This is a genomic window from Halomonas elongata DSM 2581, assembly GCF_000196875.2.
GTDB lineage: Bacteria > Pseudomonadota > Gammaproteobacteria > Pseudomonadales > Halomonadaceae > Halomonas > Halomonas elongata.
Genome location: NC_014532.2, coordinates 1738984 through 1758044, shown reverse-complemented (window position 1 = coordinate 1758044; position 19061 = coordinate 1738984). Strand labels below are relative to the sequence as shown.

Annotated in this window: 20 protein-coding genes and 1 tRNA gene; 6 read left to right on the top strand and 15 right to left on the bottom strand. The window is 62.6% G+C overall.

Annotated features, from left to right (window positions below):
• The first annotated feature begins 147 nt into the window (after positions 1-147).
• Complete coding sequence (locus tag HELO_RS08295) at positions 148-1593, top strand: SLC13 family permease (protein ID WP_013332267.1); 1446 nt, start codon at positions 148-150, stop codon at positions 1591-1593.
• A gap of 39 nt (positions 1594-1632) precedes the next feature.
• On the opposite strand, the gene cyoE is transcribed toward HELO_RS08295, so the two are convergent.
• The 4 genes from cyoE to HELO_RS08275 are packed head-to-tail and all read right to left on the bottom strand — an operon-like array spanning position 1633 to position 4845.
• Positions 1633-2538, bottom strand: a complete 906-nt coding sequence (gene cyoE, locus HELO_RS08290) for a heme o synthase (protein WP_013332266.1) — start codon at positions 2536-2538, stop codon at positions 1633-1635.
• A complete protein-coding gene (locus HELO_RS08285) occupies positions 2531-3592 on the bottom strand; it encodes a COX15/CtaA family protein (RefSeq protein ID WP_013332265.1) in 1062 nt (353 codons plus the stop codon). Before HELO_RS08285 ends, cyoE begins: the two co-directional genes overlap by 8 nt.
• A 15-nt stretch (positions 3593-3607) precedes the next feature.
• Positions 3608-4144, bottom strand: coding sequence for a hypothetical protein (locus HELO_RS08280; RefSeq protein ID WP_013332264.1), 537 nt, complete (start codon positions 4142-4144; stop codon positions 3608-3610).
• Positions 4141-4845: an SURF1 family protein gene (locus HELO_RS08275; protein WP_013332263.1), complete on the bottom strand. Its 705-nt coding sequence runs from the start codon at positions 4843-4845 to the stop codon at positions 4141-4143. The genes HELO_RS08280 and HELO_RS08275 overlap by 4 nt, the downstream gene beginning before the upstream one ends.
• Before the next feature lie 31 nt (positions 4846-4876).
• Here HELO_RS08275 and HELO_RS08270 point away from each other — a divergent pair, with 31 nt between their 5' ends.
• The gene (locus tag HELO_RS08270) at positions 4877-5071 is read left to right on the top strand and encodes a DUF2909 domain-containing protein (RefSeq protein WP_013332262.1); all 195 of its coding nucleotides are present in this window, start codon (positions 4877-4879) and stop codon (positions 5069-5071) included.
• A 22-nt stretch (positions 5072-5093) separates the two neighbouring features.
• On the opposite strand, the gene HELO_RS08265 is transcribed toward HELO_RS08270, so the two are convergent.
• From HELO_RS08265 to HELO_RS08235, 7 genes are all read right to left on the bottom strand, one after another.
• Positions 5094-5957, bottom strand: coding sequence for a cytochrome c oxidase subunit 3 (locus HELO_RS08265; RefSeq protein ID WP_013332261.1), 864 nt, complete (start codon positions 5955-5957; stop codon positions 5094-5096).
• On the bottom strand, positions 5954-6541 hold the full coding sequence (locus HELO_RS08260; RefSeq protein WP_013332260.1) for a cytochrome c oxidase assembly protein: 588 nt from the start codon (positions 6539-6541) through the stop codon (positions 5954-5956). Before HELO_RS08260 ends, HELO_RS08265 begins: the two co-directional genes overlap by 4 nt.
• 21 nt (positions 6542-6562) lie before the next feature.
• On the bottom strand, positions 6563-8200 hold the full coding sequence (ctaD, locus tag HELO_RS08255; RefSeq protein WP_013332259.1) for a cytochrome c oxidase subunit I: 1638 nt from the start codon (positions 8198-8200) through the stop codon (positions 6563-6565).
• 42 nt (positions 8201-8242) lie between these two features.
• Positions 8243-9361, bottom strand: a complete 1119-nt coding sequence (gene coxB / locus HELO_RS08250; RefSeq protein WP_013332258.1) for a cytochrome c oxidase subunit II — start codon at positions 9359-9361, stop codon at positions 8243-8245.
• 120 nt (positions 9362-9481) lie between these two features.
• A complete protein-coding gene (locus HELO_RS08245) occupies positions 9482-9655 on the bottom strand; it encodes a DUF2970 domain-containing protein (RefSeq protein ID WP_082995119.1) in 174 nt (57 codons plus the stop codon).
• 83 nt (positions 9656-9738) lie between these two features.
• Entirely contained in the window at positions 9739-10470 is a 732-nt protein-coding gene (locus tag HELO_RS08240) for an LrgB family protein (protein WP_013332257.1), read from the bottom strand.
• Positions 10467-10841 (bottom strand): CidA/LrgA family protein, encoded by a 375-nt coding sequence (locus tag HELO_RS08235; protein WP_013332256.1) that lies wholly within the window; start codon positions 10839-10841, stop codon positions 10467-10469. Before HELO_RS08235 ends, HELO_RS08240 begins: the two co-directional genes overlap by 4 nt.
• Before the next feature lie 203 nt (positions 10842-11044).
• Between HELO_RS08235 and HELO_RS08230 the strand changes: the two genes are divergently transcribed.
• Positions 11045-11121, top strand: a tRNA-Pro gene (locus HELO_RS08230).
• A gap of 103 nt (positions 11122-11224) precedes the next feature.
• Here the strand turns inward: HELO_RS08230 and HELO_RS08225 are convergent.
• On the bottom strand, positions 11225-12256 hold the full coding sequence (locus HELO_RS08225; RefSeq protein WP_013332255.1) for a zinc-dependent alcohol dehydrogenase family protein: 1032 nt from the start codon (positions 12254-12256) through the stop codon (positions 11225-11227).
• A gap of 271 nt (positions 12257-12527) precedes the next feature.
• Here HELO_RS08225 and HELO_RS08220 point away from each other — a divergent pair, with 271 nt between their 5' ends.
• The 3 genes from HELO_RS08220 (at position 12528) to HELO_RS19140 (ending at position 16064) form a co-directional block, all read left to right on the top strand.
• Positions 12528-15206, top strand: a complete 2679-nt coding sequence (locus HELO_RS08220) for a bifunctional acetate--CoA ligase family protein/GNAT family N-acetyltransferase (RefSeq protein ID WP_013332254.1) — start codon at positions 12528-12530, stop codon at positions 15204-15206.
• Positions 15207-15366: 160 nt separating this feature from the next.
• Positions 15367-15870: an AAA family ATPase gene (locus HELO_RS08215; protein ID WP_157953410.1), complete on the top strand. Its 504-nt coding sequence runs from the start codon at positions 15367-15369 to the stop codon at positions 15868-15870.
• A gap of 29 nt (positions 15871-15899) precedes the next feature.
• The gene (locus HELO_RS19140) at positions 15900-16064 is read left to right on the top strand and encodes a hypothetical protein (protein WP_157953409.1); all 165 of its coding nucleotides are present in this window, start codon (positions 15900-15902) and stop codon (positions 16062-16064) included.
• A 148-nt stretch (positions 16065-16212) separates the two neighbouring features.
• Here HELO_RS19140 and HELO_RS08205 read toward each other — a convergent pair whose 3' ends face one another.
• From HELO_RS08205 to HELO_RS08195, 3 genes are all read right to left on the bottom strand, one after another.
• Positions 16213-16518 (bottom strand): hypothetical protein, encoded by a 306-nt coding sequence (locus HELO_RS08205; RefSeq protein ID WP_013332252.1) that lies wholly within the window; start codon positions 16516-16518, stop codon positions 16213-16215.
• Between the two features lie 155 nt (positions 16519-16673).
• Entirely contained in the window at positions 16674-17813 is a 1140-nt protein-coding gene (locus HELO_RS08200; RefSeq protein WP_013332251.1) for a DUF2955 domain-containing protein, read from the bottom strand.
• Complete coding sequence (locus tag HELO_RS08195) at positions 17803-18864, bottom strand: HlyD family secretion protein (protein WP_013332250.1); 1062 nt, start codon at positions 18862-18864, stop codon at positions 17803-17805. The genes HELO_RS08200 and HELO_RS08195 overlap by 11 nt, the downstream gene beginning before the upstream one ends.
• Positions 18865-19061: the final 197 nt, after the last annotated feature.

Below are 19061 nucleotides of genomic sequence, written 5' to 3'. Positions count from 1 at the left end.
CAAGGTGGCCGGCCCAAGTCATCGATCTCCGCCAGCGGGACACGAGAACAAGTATTAGCTCTCGCTGCACGCTGGCGCTCGCTCGGATAGAATCCCCCTCCGAACGTCGCATCATTCGACACCTGTCACGATGTCCAAGGAGAGATCATGTCTTCGAGCCCTGCCTCCCCACCTCCTGCTCTCGCTGCACGTATCGGCTTGTGGCTCGGGCCACTCTGGCTGGTCTTGACCTGGCTGTCGCCCGCTCCGGCCGGCATGCCGGAATCCGCCTGGGCCTGCGTCGGGCTGGCGTTGCTGATGGCCACCTGGTGGTCGACCGAGGCCATTCCCATTCCCGCCACGTCCCTGTTACCGCTGGTGCTGATGCCGGCACTTGGTATCGAAGGCATGGGCGATACCGCGGTGAGCTACGCCAATCCCATCATCTATCTCTTCCTGGGCGGCTTTCTGCTGGGCATCGCCATGCAGCGGTGGAATCTGCACCGACGCATCGCCCTGCATGTCCTGAAGGTCGTCGGCCAGCGTCCGCGGCGACAGATCGGTGGCTTCATGATCGCCACCGGTTTTCTCAGCATGTGGGTGTCGAATACCGCCACCGCCATCATGATGCTCCCCATCGGCATGTCGGTGGTCAGCCTGCTCGACGACAGCGATCCCGAGGAATTACGTCGCTACGCGACCGCCCTGCTGCTGGCCATCGCCTATTCCGCCAGCATCGGTGGCGTTGCCACCTTGATCGGCACGCCTCCCAACGCCCTGTTGGCCGGCTACCTGGCCGACAGTCGTGGCATTGACCTCGGCTTCGCGCAATGGATGCTGGTGGGCTTGCCGATCAGTCTCGCCATGATGGTCTGCGCCTGGTGGTGGTTGACGCGCCGTGGCTTCGCCCTCGATACCGGCGAGGATGGCGCTGCCATGGTCGATCGCGAATTAGCTCGGCTCGGCACGATGTCGTCCGCCGAACGCCGGGTCGGCGTGATATTCCTGCTGGCCGCCCTGGCCTGGGTCGTTCGCCCGTTGCTCAACCAGCACGGACTCGACTGGCTGTCGGATACGGGCATCGCCATCGCCGCCGGCATCCTCCTGTTCCTGCTCCCCTCCGGTAACGAACGGGGCCAGCGCCTGATGCGCTGGGAGGATGCCCAGAACCTGCCATGGGGCATTCTGCTGTTGTTCGGAGGCGGCCTGGCGCTGGCCGGCGGCATCAGCCGCTCGGGCCTCGCCGAGTGGATCGCCCAACACCTCGGTATCTTCGGCGCCTTCCCGGTGCTGGCGCTGATCGGCGTCGTGGTCCTGGTGATCATCTTCCTCACCGAGGTGACCTCCAACACCGCCACGGCCGCTGCTTTCCTGCCACTGCTCGGCGCCCTGGCGCTGTCTCTGGACATCTCGCCGCTGTTGGTCACCGTACCGGCGGCCATCGCCGCGAGCTGTGCCTTCATGATGCCGGTCGCCACGCCGCCCAATGCCATCGTGTTCGCCACCGGACACATGAAGATCCAGTCTATGATCCGCGCCGGCTTCGTGCTCAACCTGATCAGCACCGTGCTGGTCACGCTGCTGGCCTATCCGCTGCTGATGCTGTTCTGGTGATCCCGGGCGGCGGTGGTAATGGGATGCCACCGCCGCCACTCAAGACCACCAGAGCGTGGCATAGCTGTCCAGCAGCAGGACGACGAAAACACCCAGAATATAACGAATGGAAAACCAGAAGGCCGCAAGCGGCGCCTTCGGGTCCCGCCCCCGCCAGACCTTCCCGTTCCACCACATGAAGCGTACGTTCAGCGCCGTCACGCCCGCCAGGTAGAGCCAGCCGCTCATGCCGATGACAAAGGGCAGCAGCGTCACCGCAACCGTCAACCAGCCATAGAGCCATACCTGCAGGCGCGTGAAGGCTTCGCCGTGGGTCACCGGCAGCATCGGGACTTCAGCCCGTTCGTATTCCTCGCGCTTGTGGATCGCCAGGGCCCAGAAATGCGGCGGCGTCCAGGCGAAGACGATCAACACCAACAGCAACGGCTCGGGCCCGAGCTGGTCACTCACCGACGTCCAGCCCAGCAGTGGCGGAGCGGCGCCAGCCACACCGCCGATCACGATGTTCTGGGGTGTGGCTCGCTTGAGAAAGGCGGTGTAGATCAGGGCATAGCCGATCAGCGAGCCGAAGGTGAGCCAGGCCGTCAAGGCGTTGACCCCAACGTACAACAGGCCGATTCCCATCACCGACAACAGGCTTGCCCAGCCCAGGGCCAGCGGTATCGACAGTCGCCTCGTCGCCAGGGGGCGCGACGCCGTGCGCAGCATCATCGCATCCAGCCGACGATCCACGACATGATTGAACGCCGCGGCTCCGCTGGCGGCCAGCCCGATGCCCACCAGCCCCAGCACCAGCTTGTCGAACGGTGGTACCGGCCGGGCCAGCAGCATACCCACCAGGCTGCAGACCAGCATCACTGCCACCACCCGCGGCTTGCCGAGGGTCACGAGATCGCGCCATAGCGGCATGACGGCTTGCTGAGCCATCGACCGAGCATCATGCATGCATCAACTCCCTTGCCGCCACCGATGGCGATGAGCGGGCCACAGTGTCTCCCCATCGCCAGTGCCAGACCGCCAGCAGCGTCGCCGTCACCAGTACGGCCGCGCCCGCCGTATGCAACAAGGCCAGCCAGAGCGGCAGCCAGAACAGGACATTGGCAATACCCAGAGCCGCCTGCAGCAGGCAGGCGCCCCCCATCGCTCCGAGCCAGGGCGACACGCCGCGATCCCGACGATGACGCAGACCGAGTCCCAGCAGGCACAGGAACAGTGCTACCCCACCCAGACGATGCCCCATCTGGATTGCACTGCGCGCCTCGCCGTGCAGTTGCCCATGCAGATAGTTGGGCCCCACCGTCTGGGTCAGGTGGAAGCCTTCCCCCCAATCCATGTTCGGCCACCACTGGGCATTGCAGGTGGGAAATCCCTGACAGGCGAGGCCGGCATAATTGCTCGAGGTCCAGCCCCCCAGCCCCAGCTGCAGCACCAGCAGGACCAGCGCCAGTCCCCATAGCGGTGTCAAACGGCGCGGCCGCCGGCGCGCCACTCCCGGCACCGCCAGGCGCCGGAATCGTAGATACAACCACAGGAAGCTACCCATCACGGCCATGCCACCCAGCAGATGCAGGGTCACCACCTGAGGCCATAGACGCAGCGTCACGGTGAAGGCACCGAAGGCGCCCTGTACCAGGATCAGCGTCAGCAGTCCCAGGGAGAATCGCCATGGGTACCCTTCGTGGTGCCTAAGACGTCGGCCCAGCACCACCACGGCAATGGCCAGCAATCCCAGTGACGAGGCCAGATAGCGATGCAGCATTTCCATCCACGCCTTGGATGCATCGAGTGGCACATCAGGCGAATGCATCAGGGCGCGGGTCGAGTCCGGCACCACCCATTGCCCATAGCACCCGGGCCAGTCCGGGCATCCCAGGCCGGCATCCACCAGCCGGGTCCAGGCACCGGCCAGCACCACCAGAGCGGCAAGCAGCCCCCCCAGCAGACTCAACCAGCGCAGTCCGTTCAACCTGGCCCGGTATTGCCGATCTCGCATATGCATCCGCCAGCCCTCCCATCACTCGTCGTGCAGGCGCGCCAGAGGTGGCTCGGGATTCAGCTCCAGCAAGCGTTCGATGTCCTCCAGCACGTTCGACGCTTCGACGCCCTCGCCGTAGCTCAGCACCGCCCGCCCCTCGGGGTCGATGATCCAGAGAGTGCCGGGTTCCCGCCACTCCGGCGCACCTTGCCATGTCACGACCGCTTCGCCGGGCAGAGCCTCGCTCTGCGTCCCGCCGATGCGCAGCCTGCTGACCCGGTGGGCGTCACGTCCCAGGGCACGGTGCACCCGCCACCAGCGGTCCGCCGACTCGGCACAGTCATCCGTGCAGTCGAAGGCCATCAGCCAATCGTCGGCCCCCTCCTTGGACACCTCGCCCAGCGGCCAGTCGGCCAGCTGCGGAAGCTCGGGTTCCAGCGTGCCATGGGCGGTACGCTCATCGGGAATGCCCAATCGCCACTCGACCATGCCCCAGGCCATCACCATGGGCAGGGCGAACACGGCGAACAACGCCAGCAGCTTGAACCGCGAACGGGCGATACGGGCATCGGTCATGGACGTGTCTCCTTGTCATTGGGCGTATGCCGAGATCGATCACGGCTCAGGCGGCGGGCACCGACAATCATCACCACCAGCGCCGTCAGCGCCAGTCCCCACCACTGGGCGGCATAGCCGAGATGACGCGACGGCGGCAACACATTGGGCTGCCACCAGGAAGCCAAGTGGCCGCCCCCTTCCTCCTGGTGCAACCAGCCAGCATGGGCGAATCCCCCCAGGCCCTCCCAGGCGTCGAGCGCGATGTGCTGCAGGCGCTTGCCTTCGCGATTGGGGCCGAAGAGTGGTGCCGAGTCTCCGGCCACCTGCCAACGTCCCGCCACGCTCACCCGGCCCTCCGGCGTCGACACCCGCGGCGTGTCTCGGCTCGGTCCGGTGGGCAGGAACCCCCGTTCCACCAGCCACAGACGACCGTCATCACCACGCAGCGGGGTCAGGGCCGCCACGCCGAGCCGCTCTCCATGAATGCGGTTGTCGAGAAACAGGGTTTCTTTCGCCAGGAACTCTCCCGACACGCTGATCCGCGCGCCGTCGGGCGGTGCGGACTCGGGGGCCACCAGCCGAGGAGCTGAGTCGTAACGCGCCAGCAACTCGCGCTTGTCGGCGGCACGTTCCCACTGCCATAGTCCAAGTCCGAGTCCGAGAACCACCAGGCAGGCCCAGAACCCGAACCACAGCATCAGGCGACGGCTGGACCGCATCCGTGTGGCAAACCTCGTCATGGAGTCCGACATGCTTCTCAAGGTCCTGATTGCCCTCGTCTTCATTGCCATGGTCGCAAGCCTCGCCGCTGGCGCCGGCTTTTTGCTCAAGGATGGCGGCCGCTCGCGACGTGTGCTCATTTCCCTCAAGCTGCGCGTCTGCCTGGCCGCCCTGCTGCTGATACTGCTCCTGTACGGCTTTTATGCCGGCGGCCTCGGCGGCTGAGGCCGAACGAGCTCCATCTGGCTCAGAAGACATAGACGAAGGTGAAAAGCCCGATCCACACCACGTCGACGAAGTGCCAGTACCAGGCCGCCGCCTCGAATCCAAAATGATCGTCTGCGGAGAAATGCCCTTTCCAGACCCGCGCCAGGATGGCGATCAGGATCAGGGTGCCGACGATCACATGGGCGCCGTGAAAGCCCGTCAACAGGAAGAAGGTCGCACCGTAGATACCCGCCTGCAGGGTGATGCCGTAATGGACATAGGCCTCCCGATACTCGATACCCTGAATCGCGATGAAGCACAGCCCCAGCAGCACGGTAAGCGTCAACCAGTGGCGCGCCGTGGTGCGCCGCCCTTCCTTCAGGCCCTCGTGCGCCACCGTCAGCGTGATGCTCGAGCCCACCAGGATCAGGGTGTTGACCAGCGGCAAGTGCCAGGGGCTGAAGGTCTGATGCGGCCCCTGAATGGCCGCATCCGGCGGTTCCAGCAACGGCCAGGAAGCCGTGAAGTCGGGCCACAGCAGCGCGGCCACGCCCTTGGCGCCTTCACCATCCAGCCACGGCAGCGCGAAGGTGCGGATATAGAACAGTGCACCGAAGAAGGCGGCGAAGAACATGACCTCGGAGAAGATGAACCAGCCCATCCCCCAGCGGAAGGAGCGGTCCATCTGGTCATCGTAGAGCCCCTTGCGGGACTCATGGATGACATCGCGGAACCACAACGCCATCACCGCCAGTATCCCGACCAGACCTATCACCATGATCGGCGCGCCCGAATTGCCGTGCACCAGCACCATGCCGGTACCGACCATCATGATCCCCAGTGCCAGGGATCCCAGCGCCGGCCACTTGCTCGATGCGGGTACGTAATAGCTGCCACCACTCATGCGTCACCTCCTCGCACCTGATCCCCGCTCCCCGGGGACGGTGCCGCGTCCTGCCGGTACAGGGTATAAACCAGCGTGACCGTCTGGATGTCCTCCGGCAGGTCGCGCGTCAACTGAAAGACCAGGGGGGCCTCGAAACGCTCGCCCGGCGCCAGGCGTTGATTCTGAAAGCAGAAACATGCCAGCTTGCGAAGATGCAGCGAGGCCTGCGAAGGCGTCACGCTGGGTACGGCCCGGGCCACGCTGACCTCATCACCCATGTTCTCGAAGGTAAACTCGACCTCGGCGCTCTGCCCTGGATGCACGCGAACCTGCCGGGTATGCGCTTCCAGCGACCAGGGCAAGCCGGGGCTGCCCCGGGTGATGAACTGCATGGTCACCACCCGGCCTTCGTCGGCGTCCTCGTGAACCAAGGCCTGAGCCTGGTTAGAGGTCTTGCCGTTGAGCCCGGTGACCTGACAGAACACGTCGTACAGCGGCACCAGGGCGAAAGCGAAGACGAACATCCCGGCCAGCGCCACCAGGGTCCTGGCCACGGTACGTCTGACGCCCCTGCGTGTGTCGTCGGTATGCCGCTCTGTCATGCCTGCCTCCCGGCTTCGCCATCAATGCCGATGCGGCTCGAAGTGCGGTGGTGTCTCGAAGGTGTGCAGCGGCGCCGGGCTGGGAACCGTCCACTCGAGATCCTCGGCACCATCCCAGGCCTTGGCCGGCGCCTTCTCGCCGCCGCGCACACAGAGCACCACCACGGCCACGAAGAGCAACTGCGAGGCGCCGAACATGAACGCCCCGATGCTGGTGACCATGTTGAAGTCGGCGAACTGCAGGGCGTAATCCGGAATCCGCCTCGGCATGCCGGCCAGCCCGGCAAAGTGCATGGGGAAGAAGGTCAGGTTCACCCCGATCACCGACAGCCAGAAATGCCACTGTGAAAGCCGTGTATGCGGGTAGTGGCCGGTCCACTTGGGCAACCAGTAGTAGACGGCCGCCATGATGGCGAACACCGCCCCGGGCACCAGCACATAGTGGAAATGCGCGACCACGAAATAGGTATCGTGGTACTGAAAGTCAGCCGGCGAGATGGCCAGCATCAGGCCCGAGAAGCCCCCGATGGTGAACAGCACCACGAAGGCCAGGGCAAACAGCATCGGCGGTTCGAAGGTGAGAGAACCGCGGAATAGAGTGGTGATCCAGTTGAAGACCTTCACCCCGGTGGGCACCGCGATCAGCATGGTGCTGTACATGAAGAACAGCTCCGCCACCAACGGCAGGCCGACGACGAACATGTGGTGAGCCCAGACCAGAAACGAGAGGATCGCGATGGATGCCGTGGCATACACCATGGAGGCATAGCCGAACAGGCGCTTGCGGGCGAAGGTCGGAATGATCACCGAGACGATGCCGAAGGCCGGCAGGATCATGATGTAGACCTCGGGATGCCCGAAGAACCAGAACAGGTGCTGGAAAAGCACGGGATCCCCGCCACCGGCGGCATTGAAGAAACTGGTACCGAAGTTGATGTCCAGCAGCATCATGGTGATCACCCCGGCCAGTACCGGCATCACGGCAATCAGCAGGAAGGCGGTGATCAACCAGGTCCAGACGAACAGCGACATGTCCATCAGGCGCATGCCCGGTGTCCGCAGGTTGAGGATGGTTGCGATGATGTTGATCGCGCCGAGGATCGAACTGATGCCCGCCAGGTGCAGCGAGAAGATGAAAAAGGTCGTGGAAGGCGGTGCATAGGTGGTCGAGAGCGGCGCATAGAAGGTCCAGCCGAAATTGGGCGCGCCCCCCGGCATCACCAGGGTGGAAAGCAGCAAGGCGAAGGCCACCGGCAGCAGCCAGAAACTGAAGTTGTTGAGGCGCGGCAGCGCCATGTCGGGGGCACCGATCTGCAGCGGCACCATCCAGTTGGCCAGACCGACGAAAGCCGGCATGACCGCCCCGAACACCATGATCAGGCCATGCATGGTGGTCATCTGATTGAAGAATTCGGGCTGGACCAGTTGCAGGCCCGGCTGGAACAGTTCCGCCCGGACCACCATGGCGAAGATGCCGCCAATGAAGAACATCGTCAGCGAGAAGATCAGATACAGGGTACCGATCTCCTTGTGATTGGTGGTCAGCAACCAGCGCTTAAGGCCCCGCGGCCCATAATGATGGTGCTCGTCCGCCGCCATGCCGCCGGCGTCGGCCTGACTCTGCTGGGCGGTGGGTCTGGGAGGCAGGTGCGAAGCCATGATCTATCCCCCTCGGTATCCGTCGTCGAAAAGCGCTGTGTCCTACTCGTCCAGTAGCTCGGCAATATCGGCCGGCTGTACGGCATCGCCGGTCTCGTTGCCCCAGGCATTGCGCTCATAGGTGATCACCGCGGCCAGCTCCACAGGATTCAGCGTACTGCGGAAGGCCGGCATCGCCGTGCCGGACACGCCGTTGACCACGGTGTCGATGTGATAGTCGGGATCGTCCAGTATCTTTTGATTGCCGGCCAATGCCGGGAAGGCCGGCGGACTGCCCGAACCATCGGGCTGGTGGCAGGAAGCGCAGATACTGCCGTAGACCTGCTCGCCGCGCTCCATCAATTCGCCCAGCTCCCACTCGCGGTCCACGCCCAGCGCTTCCTGGGCGGCGGCTTCCTTGCGCTCGGCCAGCCAGGCATCGAATCGTTCGGGTTCCACGGCCTTCACCACCACCGGCATGAAGGCATGATCACGCCCGCACAGCTCGGCGCACTGACCGCGATAGATCCCCGGCTCGTTGATGCGCACCCAGTTCTCGTTGACGAAGCCCGGCACGGCATCCTGCTTGACGGCCAGGTCCGGCACCCACCAGGAGTGAATGACGTCGTCCGAAGTCATCAGCAGGCGTACCTTGCGATCCACCGGCAACACCAGGGGTTCATCGACCTCGAGCAGGTAGTTCTCGCCTTTCTCGCTCTCCCCGCTGACCTGGGAACGCGATGTCGCCAGGTTGGAGGTGAAAGCCACCTCCTCGCCGAGATAGGAATAGCGCCAGCGCCACTGCTGACCGGTGATCATGACATCCAGGTCGGCCTCGGAGGCGTCGTACATCGTCTTGAGCGTTGCGGTGGCGGGGATCGCCATGGCGACCAGAATCAGGAGCGGGATCAGGGTCCAAATGACTTCCACGGCGGTGTGTTCATGGAAGTTGGCGGCCTTGGCGCCACGCGAACGGCGATAGCGGAACAGCGAGTAGAACATCACGCCGAAGACGACGACGCCGATGGCCACGCATATCCAGAAGATGATCATGTGCAGGGAATGGATCTCGCGACTGACATCGGTGACACCGACCGGCATGTTCCAGCCATTGGCCAGCGCACTTCCCGACAGCCCCGAGCAGGCGACCAATCCCGCTGTCCGCACGAGCCGTTTGCGCATCGCCTCCTCCTGAACATTGTTGTTGTATTAGCCGCTACTTGATCGAGTATAGAAGAGCCTCGCCATTCGTCACGGCCTGACCGGCCGCAGGTTCATAAACGCCACTCTCAACGATCGGCACTAACGCGCGGCCAACGAGGCGACCAAAGCAATCAACAGCACCAGCCCTGCCCCCATCAGGATGCCGGCAATGATGAAGTGCGAAGCCCGCCCGCGAGAAAAATCCTCGTGTCGACGGCTCTCCTTCTGCACCCCGAAGAAGGCCGCCAGAACCGACTTGATCACTCGCCACATTGCCATGCTCCTTCGACGCATCCTGTTCCTTGAACCTAGACCATGCACGCGCCGAAGCCCCGATGATGTCAAAGCGGCAGGCGTCAACTCAGGCCAAGAAGCCGCGTGATCAGCGGCAGGAGGAAGGCGGTCAGCAGGCCCGTCAGCCCCATCGAAAGGCCCGAAAAGGCCCCCGCCACTGCCCCCAGGCGAGCGAAGGAATGAGCCGTACCGAACCCATGGGCCGACAGCCCCATGGTGAAGCCTTGTACCGCCGGATCGGTGATCTTCAGCAGGCGGAAGATGGCAGGACCGAGGGCACAGCCGATGGAACCCGTCAGCAGCACCAGCCCCGCCGCCAGCGAGGGAATCCCCCCGATCTGCTCGGCGATGCCCATGGCAATGGGCGAGGTGACCGAGCGCGGCGCCAACGACAGCAAGGTTTCCTGGCGCACCCCGAACAGCAGCGCCAGGCCGACGGTGCTGGTCACCGCGGTCAGGATGCCCGCGATACAGGCCAACAGCAGCGGCCCCAGCAGGCGCCGGACGCGCTCGCGATGGTCATATAGGGGAATCGCCAGGGCGACCGTGGCCGGTCCCAGCAGGAAGTGGATGAACTGCGCCCCTTCGAAATAGGTGGCGTAATCCATGTCGACCAGCAGCAGGAAGCCGATCAGGATGGCGATGGACAGGGTGACCGGGTGCAGCAGCGGCGTACCGCCCAGGGCGCGATTGAGGCGTACCGCGATCATGAAGGCCAGCAGTGTCACCAACAACGACAGCAATGGGTTACCGGAAAGATAGACCCACAACTGATCAAGAGCCGCTACATTCATGCGCCATCCTCGCCGTCAGCCTTGCCCTCGCCTCGTCGTTGCAGATATGACAACACCCAAGCGGTCACCGCCAGGGTCATGGCCGTGGAGCCCACCAGCGTCACGGCGATCGACAGCAGATCGGCACCGATCAGGGCACCATGGACCATCAAGCCGACACCCGCCGGCACAAACAGCAACGTCAAGTAACGCAGCAGCCCCTCACCGGTCATCCTGAGGCTCGACGGCACCTTGCCCCGCACTATCAAGGCCGCCAGCAGGATCACCATGCCGATCACCGGCCCAGGTACCGGCAACGTCAGCCCCCGTGTCACCAGCTCGCCCAGCATCTGGCATGCCAGCAGCATGCTCATCCCCATGATCAATGGCATCTCGCCCCCCGTTCATCTCATCGCCCTTTTCGACATGCGGTATTGTGGCAAAGCCCGGCAGCCGGACACCATCACTGGCTTCATTGGCCAAGCAATTGAAACAAAAGCGCAAAAGGGGCTTTTCATTTGCTCACGAACGCGCTAGTATACGCCTCGTTCTCGGGGAGGCCTAAGACGCACAAGGGTCGACCAGGGAATGGAGTCGGAGCGTGGCGCAGCTTGGTAGCGCGTTGCAATGGGGTTGCAAAGGTCGCTGGTTCGAATCCAGTCGCTCCGACCAGAAACATCAGAGAAACCGCCACTCACGGGTCATGCCGGGTGACGGTTTTTCGTTGCGTTAAAAAAATGCCAACATCACGTCAGAACCCGCGCGCCGAGGCCCCCTATTCGGCGGTGAGCAGCATCTTGATGGCTTTTTCAGACGCCGCTCGCGAGAACACGTCATAGGCCTGCTCGATGTCGTCGAGCGCAAACCGGTGGGTGACCAAGCCTTCGGCATCGATGCCGCCGGATTCCAGGAAACGCATCAGCACAGGGATGGTATTGGTATTCACCAGTCCCGTACGGATGGTGACGTTCTTTATCCAAAGATCCTCGAGATGAAACTCGACACTGTGGCCGTGGACCCCCATGTTGGCGAGGCGGCCGCCGGGGCGCAGGATTCGCTGACACACATCGAAGGTCTCCGGGATACCCACCGCTTCCATGGCGACATCCACACCCTCGCCGTCGGTCATCTTCAATACGGTTTCCACGGGGTCAACGGCAATGGTATCGGTAGCTCCGAACTGGCGTGCCACGGCCAGGCGGTTCTCGTCGGGATCGATCACGATGATGCGTGCCGGCGAATAGAAGCGAGACGTCAGCAAGGCAGCCAGGCCTATGGGGCCAGCCCCAATGATAGCGATGGTATCCCCCAGGTGGACCTCGCCATTGAGCGCACCGATTTCATGTCCGGTAGGCAGGATATCACTCAGCATGAGCGCCGCCGCAGGCTCGAGTCCGGACGGTAAGCGATAGAGACTATTGTCGGCATGTGGAATGCGGACATATTCGGCCTGCGTACCATCGATCAAATGGCCGAGGATCCAGCCTCCATCACGACAGTGGGAATACATTGCCTGTTTGCAGTAATCGCAACGACCGCAGGACGTGATACAGGAAATGAGAACCTGATCGCCTTTCTTCAGATTGGCCACGCCCTCGCCTATTTCTTCGACGACGCCTATGCCTTCGTGCCCCAGGGTCCTGCCGGACTCCACAGCAGGGACATCCCCTTTCAGGATATGCAGGTCTGTACCGCAGATCGTGGTATGGGTAATCCTTACCACAGCATCAGTAGGGGCCTCGATCGCCGGCTTCGGCTTGTCTTTCCAGGCACGTTGACCCACCCCTTCATATACAAGCGCTTTCATCGTTGTCGTACTCCACGAGAGTCACTACCCACGGGACCATACTAAATTAGCTGCTATGCTTAGCCCGGCCGACCGAGAAGCCTCTTCTCGCAGCTACGCCTCATGATAGGCAAAAGCAGCATAGCAGATGCCTGAACCTGCAACATGATCAAGGTCAAGACCCTGATGGCAGAAGGTAATGCCCGACCCGTCCATTTAGACGTATGATGACAGCAGGTTGCAGGGGCTCTGACGGGACAACTCAAGGCGGCAATGCTTTTGGAGGGCATTGATGTCGATTCGCAATCTTGATGCATTGTTCTCACCCTCCACGATTGCCCTGATCGGTGCCAGCAATCGCCCTGGATCGGTGGGGGCAGTGCTGGCCAGAAATCTCTACGGAGCAGGCTTCGCCGGTCCGATTCTCACCGTAAACCCCAGGGAACGAGCTATCCGCTCGACCCTGAACTACCAAACAATAAGCGAACTACCGCTAGCCCCCGACCTGGCGATCATTGCCACCCCTGCCGCTACCGTGCCGGAGTTGATTCATGAGCTCGGTACGCGAGGCTGTCGCGCCGCGGTCGTGATCTCGGCTGGCTTTGGCGAGGGCGAGAATGAAGATGGCGATGCACTGAAGAAAGCAATGCTGGAGGCCGCCAAGCCTTTTCTAATGAGAATTGTCGGTCCCAATTGTCTGGGCATTCTGTCACCACACGTGGGCATCAATGCCAGCTTTGCGCACCTCACCCCAGCGAAGGGCGATATCGCTTTCGTCACCCAATCGGGTGCGGTGGCGACATCGATCCTCGATTGGGCCTCGGCCCGAGGTATCGGCTTCTCTCATGTCGCCTCTCTCGGCTCCATGAGCGATGTCGACTTCGGCGATATGCTCGATTATCTGGCGCTCGATCCCAAGACACATTCCATTCTGCTCTACGCCGAAGCTGTTACTGAAGCACGCAAGTTTCTCTCGGCAGCCCGGATGGCGTCACGCAACAAGCCTGTCGTGGTCGTCAAGGCGGGACGCAGCACTGCCGGTGCCAAAGCTGCGCTGTCGCATACCGGAGCGCTTGCCGGCGCCGATGCCGTCTACGACGCAGCCTTCCGTCGCGCGGGGATGTTGCGAGTCCGCACACTCGATGAGCTCTTTCAAGCGGCAGGAACACTGGCGACCGGCATTCGCGTCAAGGGGGATCGACTCGCCATCCTCACCAACGGTGGAGGAGTCGGCGTTCTCGCTGTCGATGAGCTGGCCGACATGCACGGTCAATTAGCCGAGCTTTCCGAGGCGACGTTGAAGCGCCTGGATGCCTTGCTGCCGAAGGACTGGTCACACGCGAACCCCGTGGACATCCTCGGTGATGCGCCGGGACAACGTTACGCGGGAGCACTCGATGCACTGCTCGATGAACCCGATATCGACGCCATCTTTGTCATGAACTGTCCCGTGGCGGTCGCCGACAGTCTGGATGCCGCCCAGGCTGTCGTCGAAACCCTCGGTTCGCGACGACCTCCCGTGCTGACTTGCTGGCTGGGTGAAAAGTCGCCTACCGAGGCGCGTCGTTTGTTTGCCTCCCGGCGAATTCCAACCTACGAGACCCCGGAACAGGCCATCCGGGCCCTTCGACACTTATCCAGTTATTGGCGAAATCAACAGTCGTTGATGGAAACACCGCCGGCGGTTTCCGATGCCATCACGATCGATCAGGCCAAGGCGGAGTCGATCATCGACGGAGTCCTGGAAGATGGGCGCAGCGTCCTGACGGAACCCGAGGCCACCGCGATACTCGCCGCTTACGACATCCCGACAGCCCCGGCCATTACGGCACGGACACCAGAAGAAGCCAGCCAGGCGGCGCAGCAATTGGGCTTTCCGGTCGTGGTGAAGATCCTGTCCCGCGATATTTCCCACAAGTCCGATGTGGGCGGAGTGCAGTTGAATCTGGCCTCCCCCGGTGCCGTGCTCCAGGCAGCCGAGGATATGCTCGCCAGCATCCAGAGCATCGCCCCCAAAGCGCGCATCGATGGCTTCAACGTACAGTCGATGATTCACCGTCCGGACGCGCATGAACTGATCGTGGGCGTCGCCGAAGACAGTGTGTTCGGGCCGCTCATCCTGTTCGGGCAAGGTGGCACGGCTGTCGAGGTCATCGGTGATCGCGTTGTCGGCCTGCCACCGCTCAACCAACTGCTGGCGCGCGAGATGATCCAGGAATCGCGGATCTCACGCCTGCTGCGTGGCTATCGGGATCGTCCGGCGGCCGACCTCGAGGCGATCACACTGACGCTCATCAAGCTGTCTCATCTGGTATGTGGGCTAGAACGGGTCGTCGAACTGGACATCAATCCGCTTCTCGCCGATCCCTCTGGGGTCATTGCCCTGGATGCCCGTATTGTCGTGCGGGCCGAGCGCGCCCATCGACGCCCACTTGCCATTCGCCCCTACCCATATCAGCTGGAACAAGAAATCGAGACCCAGCATGGCGGGCGCTACGACTTGCGGCCTATTCGGCCCGAGGATGAAAACGCTCTGGTCGATATGCTTCGTCGATCATCCAAGGAGGATGTACGACTACGCTTCTTCAACACCATCCAGAACTTCGACCATGCCTTTGCGGCCCGCCTGACCCAGATCGACTATGACAGAGAGATGGCTTTTGTCGCGATGCCACCCGGTGAAGCAAGTATCGTCGGAGTCGTTCGCCTGTTAGCCACCCCCGACAAGGAAGATGCCGAGTTGGCCATTATGGTGCGCAGTGACATGAAAGGGAGTGGTCTGGGCTATTGCCTGATGGAGAAGATCCTTGACTATGCCCGCAGTACAGGTATCCGGCATGTCTTTGCCGATGTGCTGCGTGAAAATCACCGGATGGTCAAAATGGCCGAGGAGCTGGGCTTTGCGATCGAGCCAAAGGACAACTCCAGCGATCCCCCCATGGTCACCATGACGCTGGATCTCGCCGAATAAAACTCATCCATACAACCTGGCGACTCTCCCGATAGATTCCCGGCCGGAATCGTATAGACCCGGCATATTGATGAGTGCATCACTCGAATGCTGTCTCGGGACTGGCGCCAGAAAGGCCACATCTTGACCACGTTATAGGGCAATAGCCATGAGGATACTCGTGACCGGTGCCGCCGGGTCCGGAACTTCGACACTGGGAAGATTGCTCGCGACCCGACTTGGCGCTGTGTTTCAGGAAGCCGACGACATCTACTGGCTCGACACGACTCCCCCTTTTCAAAAAAAGCGCTCGGAGGAAAAACGTCGGGAAATGATGAGCGAGACTATCCGCGATGCCAATTTTCTCGTCGTTGCAGGATCGGTCATGTCCTGGGGAGAAGACATCGAGGACGCCTTTGATGCGATCGTCTTTCTCACCGCTCCTGCCCGGACACGTCTGGAGCGCATCAAGCACCGGGACATCCAGCAATTCGGAGCTGTCGATCCAGCATTTCTCGAATGGGCCGCCCAGTATGATGACGGTGGAATGGAGGGCAGGAGCCTGGCTCGGCACAACGCCTGGCTGGCCGAACGCTCATGTCCAGTTCTAGCAATCGAGTCTATACAGGAACCTGACATGCTTGCCCAGCAAGTCTGCGACTCGCTGGGCCTGGCTCAAGGGTAAATCGATCGTATCGTGCTTGGCGCCCTGGCGTGTCAGCAACGTCCTTTCTTGGCCTGGCCAGGAGGACAGAAACCTCGACCATGGCCACCATGGTGGTGGCCGCCATCCCCAATCTCTATCAGGGGTTCCGGGGTAAGGCGGGCGGGCTGATAACTACAACCCGCCAGGCCGGCGATGACGATAGCGCCGAATAACAGTGACAATGCGCGCATAAGGGGTCTCCAACAGAGGATGATGCCCCCATGGTAGCAAGTCGAAAGGCCCGTGCCCTGTGGCAAGATAGCGACACCTGGTGACAAAGTCGTGGAATATCCGTCGTAGGAAGGCCCCTCCGAGCGCCACCTAGCGCCACTTCCGCCATGCACGCCACAGAACGAGCACCAGGCTACAGGCCAGCGCCGGGGCGGCGACGTCCAGCACCGATCCCAGCCCCCAGCCATGCCGTAGTCCCGCCCACCAGGGCAGAGTGGCCAGGTTCATGTCGGCGAACTCGGGAAGCCGCAAGGCCTCATATTCGTTCTGGGCGATTTCCCTGCCGAGAAACACCATCACGGCCGCCACTCCCGCCCCTCTAAGCCCTAGAAAAAACGCCAGCCCAAGCTGTACGACGACGGCGATCCACATGTGCTCGACGAGCGTCATATCCATTCCATGATTCCTTCTGTCATTCCATGATCCCGGGCCATTCCAGGACATGATGAAGGATAAGCCCGCGATGGCCCGCGTCCGTCCCACTCGCCATTCTCATCGAGCCGTCTATGGTGGTCCATGTGCCGCTCTGGCTGGCCGTATCCGGCTGACGCTCAGTGCGCCCGGGTCAGTGACGACGCATTCAGCAGGCGATGCAGCGCCGCCATTACCACCAGGGTGGCGACCAGTGCCACGCTCATCGAACTGAAGCGGTACAGGGCATCGTAGAAAAAGTCCTGGTTGGGTCCCAGGTATTGGCCATAGAGAATGCCCAGCGTCGTCAGGCCGCCGAAGCCTACCCCGGAACCTCCGCCCTCGAGCAGGTGCACCCGGGCGAAAAGCATCAGGCCGATCCAGTAACTGACCAGCACCAGCAGCAGATGATCGCTCTGGGTGAACAGCACCAGTTGCAGGATGATCGCCATGTTGCAGCCCAGCAGGGTGCCCACGGCGCGCTTGACGGCGGACACCCGCGCACCGTGATAGCCCAGCGAGAACAGGATCAGGATGGTTGCCATCTGCGCCGACAGGGAGTCGCGCAGATCGAACGTCTGGAATACCACGAAGGAAAGCGTTGCCGTGATCGCACCGATCAACGTCTGGTGGCGCACCAGAGCCGCCGACTTCTCGACCGCCGTTGGCCGTTGGCGCGGCGCGACGTCGGGAAACACCCAGTACATCACGGCGGCAATCAGCACGGCCAGCACGCTGGCCACCAGATTGCTGGCCAGCAGATCGGCAAGATCGAGCGTCGGATAGCTGGCGAAGTGCATCAGCACGCTCAGGGTCAGAACGCCGTTGGCGCCGAACACGAACAGCGGCCCCTTGGCCATCAGCCGGAAACGCGCATAGAACAGCAGGAACACGATCCCCGTCATGACCACGGGCATATGCTGCGTCAGCCCGACCACCAGGCTCACTTCGACCACGTTGAGACAGGCATTGCCGAGGAACTGACGCACGACATGCGCATTGAACGCCGGAATGATGCCCAGCATGAACATCGGAAAGACGGTGAAGAAGACCCCGTAGTTCCAGTCCATCAGATGGCTGATCACAAAGCCGATGGCCCCGCCGCAGGCGATGCGCAGGCATTGACGCAGATCATTGGCGCTGAAGCGCGATTCCCCCTGCTCAAGGCCCGGCCCATCGCCGCGATGCGGCATCACCAGTCCCACCGAGCGAGCCAACAGGCGACGCACGCCATGGCCGAGCCCTGCGAGGGTCGTGCCTGGCCGCGGCTCAGTAGACATGATGCAACCAGGACATCAGACGAATCTGCAACCCGCCGAGCAGGCCCGCCAGGGGGTTGGCCTCAGGCAACAGCTGCACCGTGGCCCGGGCGCCGCTGACCGGCAGGGGCTCGGGCGGGTCTTCGACCTCCAGGTGCAGGCGCACCCGTTGGGCATCACGCACCCAGCGATCCGTGGCCGGCATATCCGCCAGGCTGCCGTCAGCCGCGAGCTGCCCTGCTTTCACCCCCGCATCCCTGGACGCCACCCGCGCCTTGAAGACTTTGCCCGGCAAGGCATCGAACACCACCCGCGCCGGCTCACCTTCCCGCACATGGCGCAGGCTCTTCTCGCGGAGATCGGCGACCAGGTCGAGCTGCTCCCCCACCAGCGCCAGCGCCGGCTGCCCCTGAGTGGCATAGTCGCCTTCGCGCAACTGCAGGTTGGACACCACCCCACCTCTTTCGGCACGCACCAGGGTACGCGACAAGTCGAGTTCGGCCTGCTCGATGGCATTATCCGCCTGGCGCAGTTGCAGGTTCCCCGCGCCACGATCACCGAGCTGCACCGTCAGATAACGGATACGGGCCTGTGCCGCCTTCACCGAGGCCCGGGCTTCGCGCTCATCGGCGGCGATACGATCGAACTCCTGGCGCGAAATGCCATGTCGCTCGAGCAGCGACTCGGCTCGCTTGCGTTCGGAAGTCAATTCCTCGGCGGTCGACTGGGCCGACTCGAGGTTGGCCCGGGCCTCAGCCAGATCGGCCTCGATCAAGGCATTGTCGCGCCTGGCCGCTTCCCGCGCCAGGCGCGCCTCATGCAGCGCCAGCTCATAAGGATCGCGATCGATTCCGAACAGCACATCGCCCTGTTCGACACGCTGGTTGTTCTCCACGGCCACGGCTTGAACGCGACCTCCAACCTCGGGAGCGACCTGCACCACCGGACGCAACACCCGCGCTTCAGGGGTCATCGGCATGTAGGTGTCGGCGAGCACGAAATAGACGAACAGCACGCAAAAGGCCACGACCGCGGCGCGGACCCAGCGTGCAAAACGCTGATCTGGAGACATCAATGGATTCCTGTAAGCACTAGCTACCCCGGTCGGTCAGAACCACCGGCGTTTTAAAGGGCGGTAATGCTAGCAGATTTATTAGCCTGCTAAAAACATCTTTGCCATCGATATCATCGCGGAACAGTATTCGCCAGCGTTAGTGTCCTTTAAGATCGACGATATACGCCTTGTCTCGCCCCTCCGGGGCCGTCTTC

Bases quoted from the DNA above. Each gene is read 5' to 3' on its own strand.
- HELO_RS08220 (WP_013332254.1), top strand. From the start codon at position 12,528: ATGTCGATTCGCAATCTTGATGCATTGTTCTCACCCTCCACGATTGCC.
- HELO_RS08270 (WP_013332262.1), top strand. From the start codon at position 4,877: ATGCTTCTCAAGGTCCTGATTGCCCTCGTCTTCATTGCCATGGTCGCA.
- cyoE (WP_013332266.1), bottom strand. From the start codon at position 2,538: ATGCATGATGCTCGGTCGATGGCTCAGCAAGCCGTCATGCCGCTATGG.
- HELO_RS08295 (WP_013332267.1), top strand. From the start codon at position 148: ATGTCTTCGAGCCCTGCCTCCCCACCTCCTGCTCTCGCTGCACGTATC.
- HELO_RS08200 (WP_013332251.1), bottom strand. From the start codon at position 17,813: ATGTCTACTGAGCCGCGGCCAGGCACGACCCTCGCAGGGCTCGGCCAT.
- HELO_RS08265 (WP_013332261.1), bottom strand. From the start codon at position 5,957: ATGAGTGGTGGCAGCTATTACGTACCCGCATCGAGCAAGTGGCCGGCG.
- coxB (WP_013332258.1), bottom strand. From the start codon at position 9,361: ATGCGCAAACGGCTCGTGCGGACAGCGGGATTGGTCGCCTGCTCGGGG.
- HELO_RS08235 (WP_013332256.1), bottom strand. From the start codon at position 10,841: ATGCCATTGATCATGGGGATGAGCATGCTGCTGGCATGCCAGATGCTG.
- HELO_RS08260 (WP_013332260.1), bottom strand. From the start codon at position 6,541: ATGACAGAGCGGCATACCGACGACACACGCAGGGGCGTCAGACGTACC.
- HELO_RS08285 (WP_013332265.1), bottom strand. From the start codon at position 3,592: ATGCATATGCGAGATCGGCAATACCGGGCCAGGTTGAACGGACTGCGC.
- HELO_RS08205 (WP_013332252.1), bottom strand. From the start codon at position 16,518: ATGGATATGACGCTCGTCGAGCACATGTGGATCGCCGTCGTCGTACAG.
- HELO_RS08245 (WP_082995119.1), bottom strand. From the start codon at position 9,655: ATGTGGCGAGTGATCAAGTCGGTTCTGGCGGCCTTCTTCGGGGTGCAG.
- HELO_RS08195 (WP_013332250.1), bottom strand. From the start codon at position 18,864: ATGTCTCCAGATCAGCGTTTTGCACGCTGGGTCCGCGCCGCGGTCGTG.
- HELO_RS08280 (WP_013332264.1), bottom strand. From the start codon at position 4,144: ATGACCGATGCCCGTATCGCCCGTTCGCGGTTCAAGCTGCTGGCGTTG.
- ctaD (WP_013332259.1), bottom strand. From the start codon at position 8,200: ATGGCTTCGCACCTGCCTCCCAGACCCACCGCCCAGCAGAGTCAGGCC.
- HELO_RS08275 (WP_013332263.1), bottom strand. From the start codon at position 4,845: ATGCGGTCCAGCCGTCGCCTGATGCTGTGGTTCGGGTTCTGGGCCTGC.
- HELO_RS08240 (WP_013332257.1), bottom strand. From the start codon at position 10,470: ATGAATGTAGCGGCTCTTGATCAGTTGTGGGTCTATCTTTCCGGTAAC.
- HELO_RS08225 (WP_013332255.1), bottom strand. From the start codon at position 12,256: ATGAAAGCGCTTGTATATGAAGGGGTGGGTCAACGTGCCTGGAAAGAC.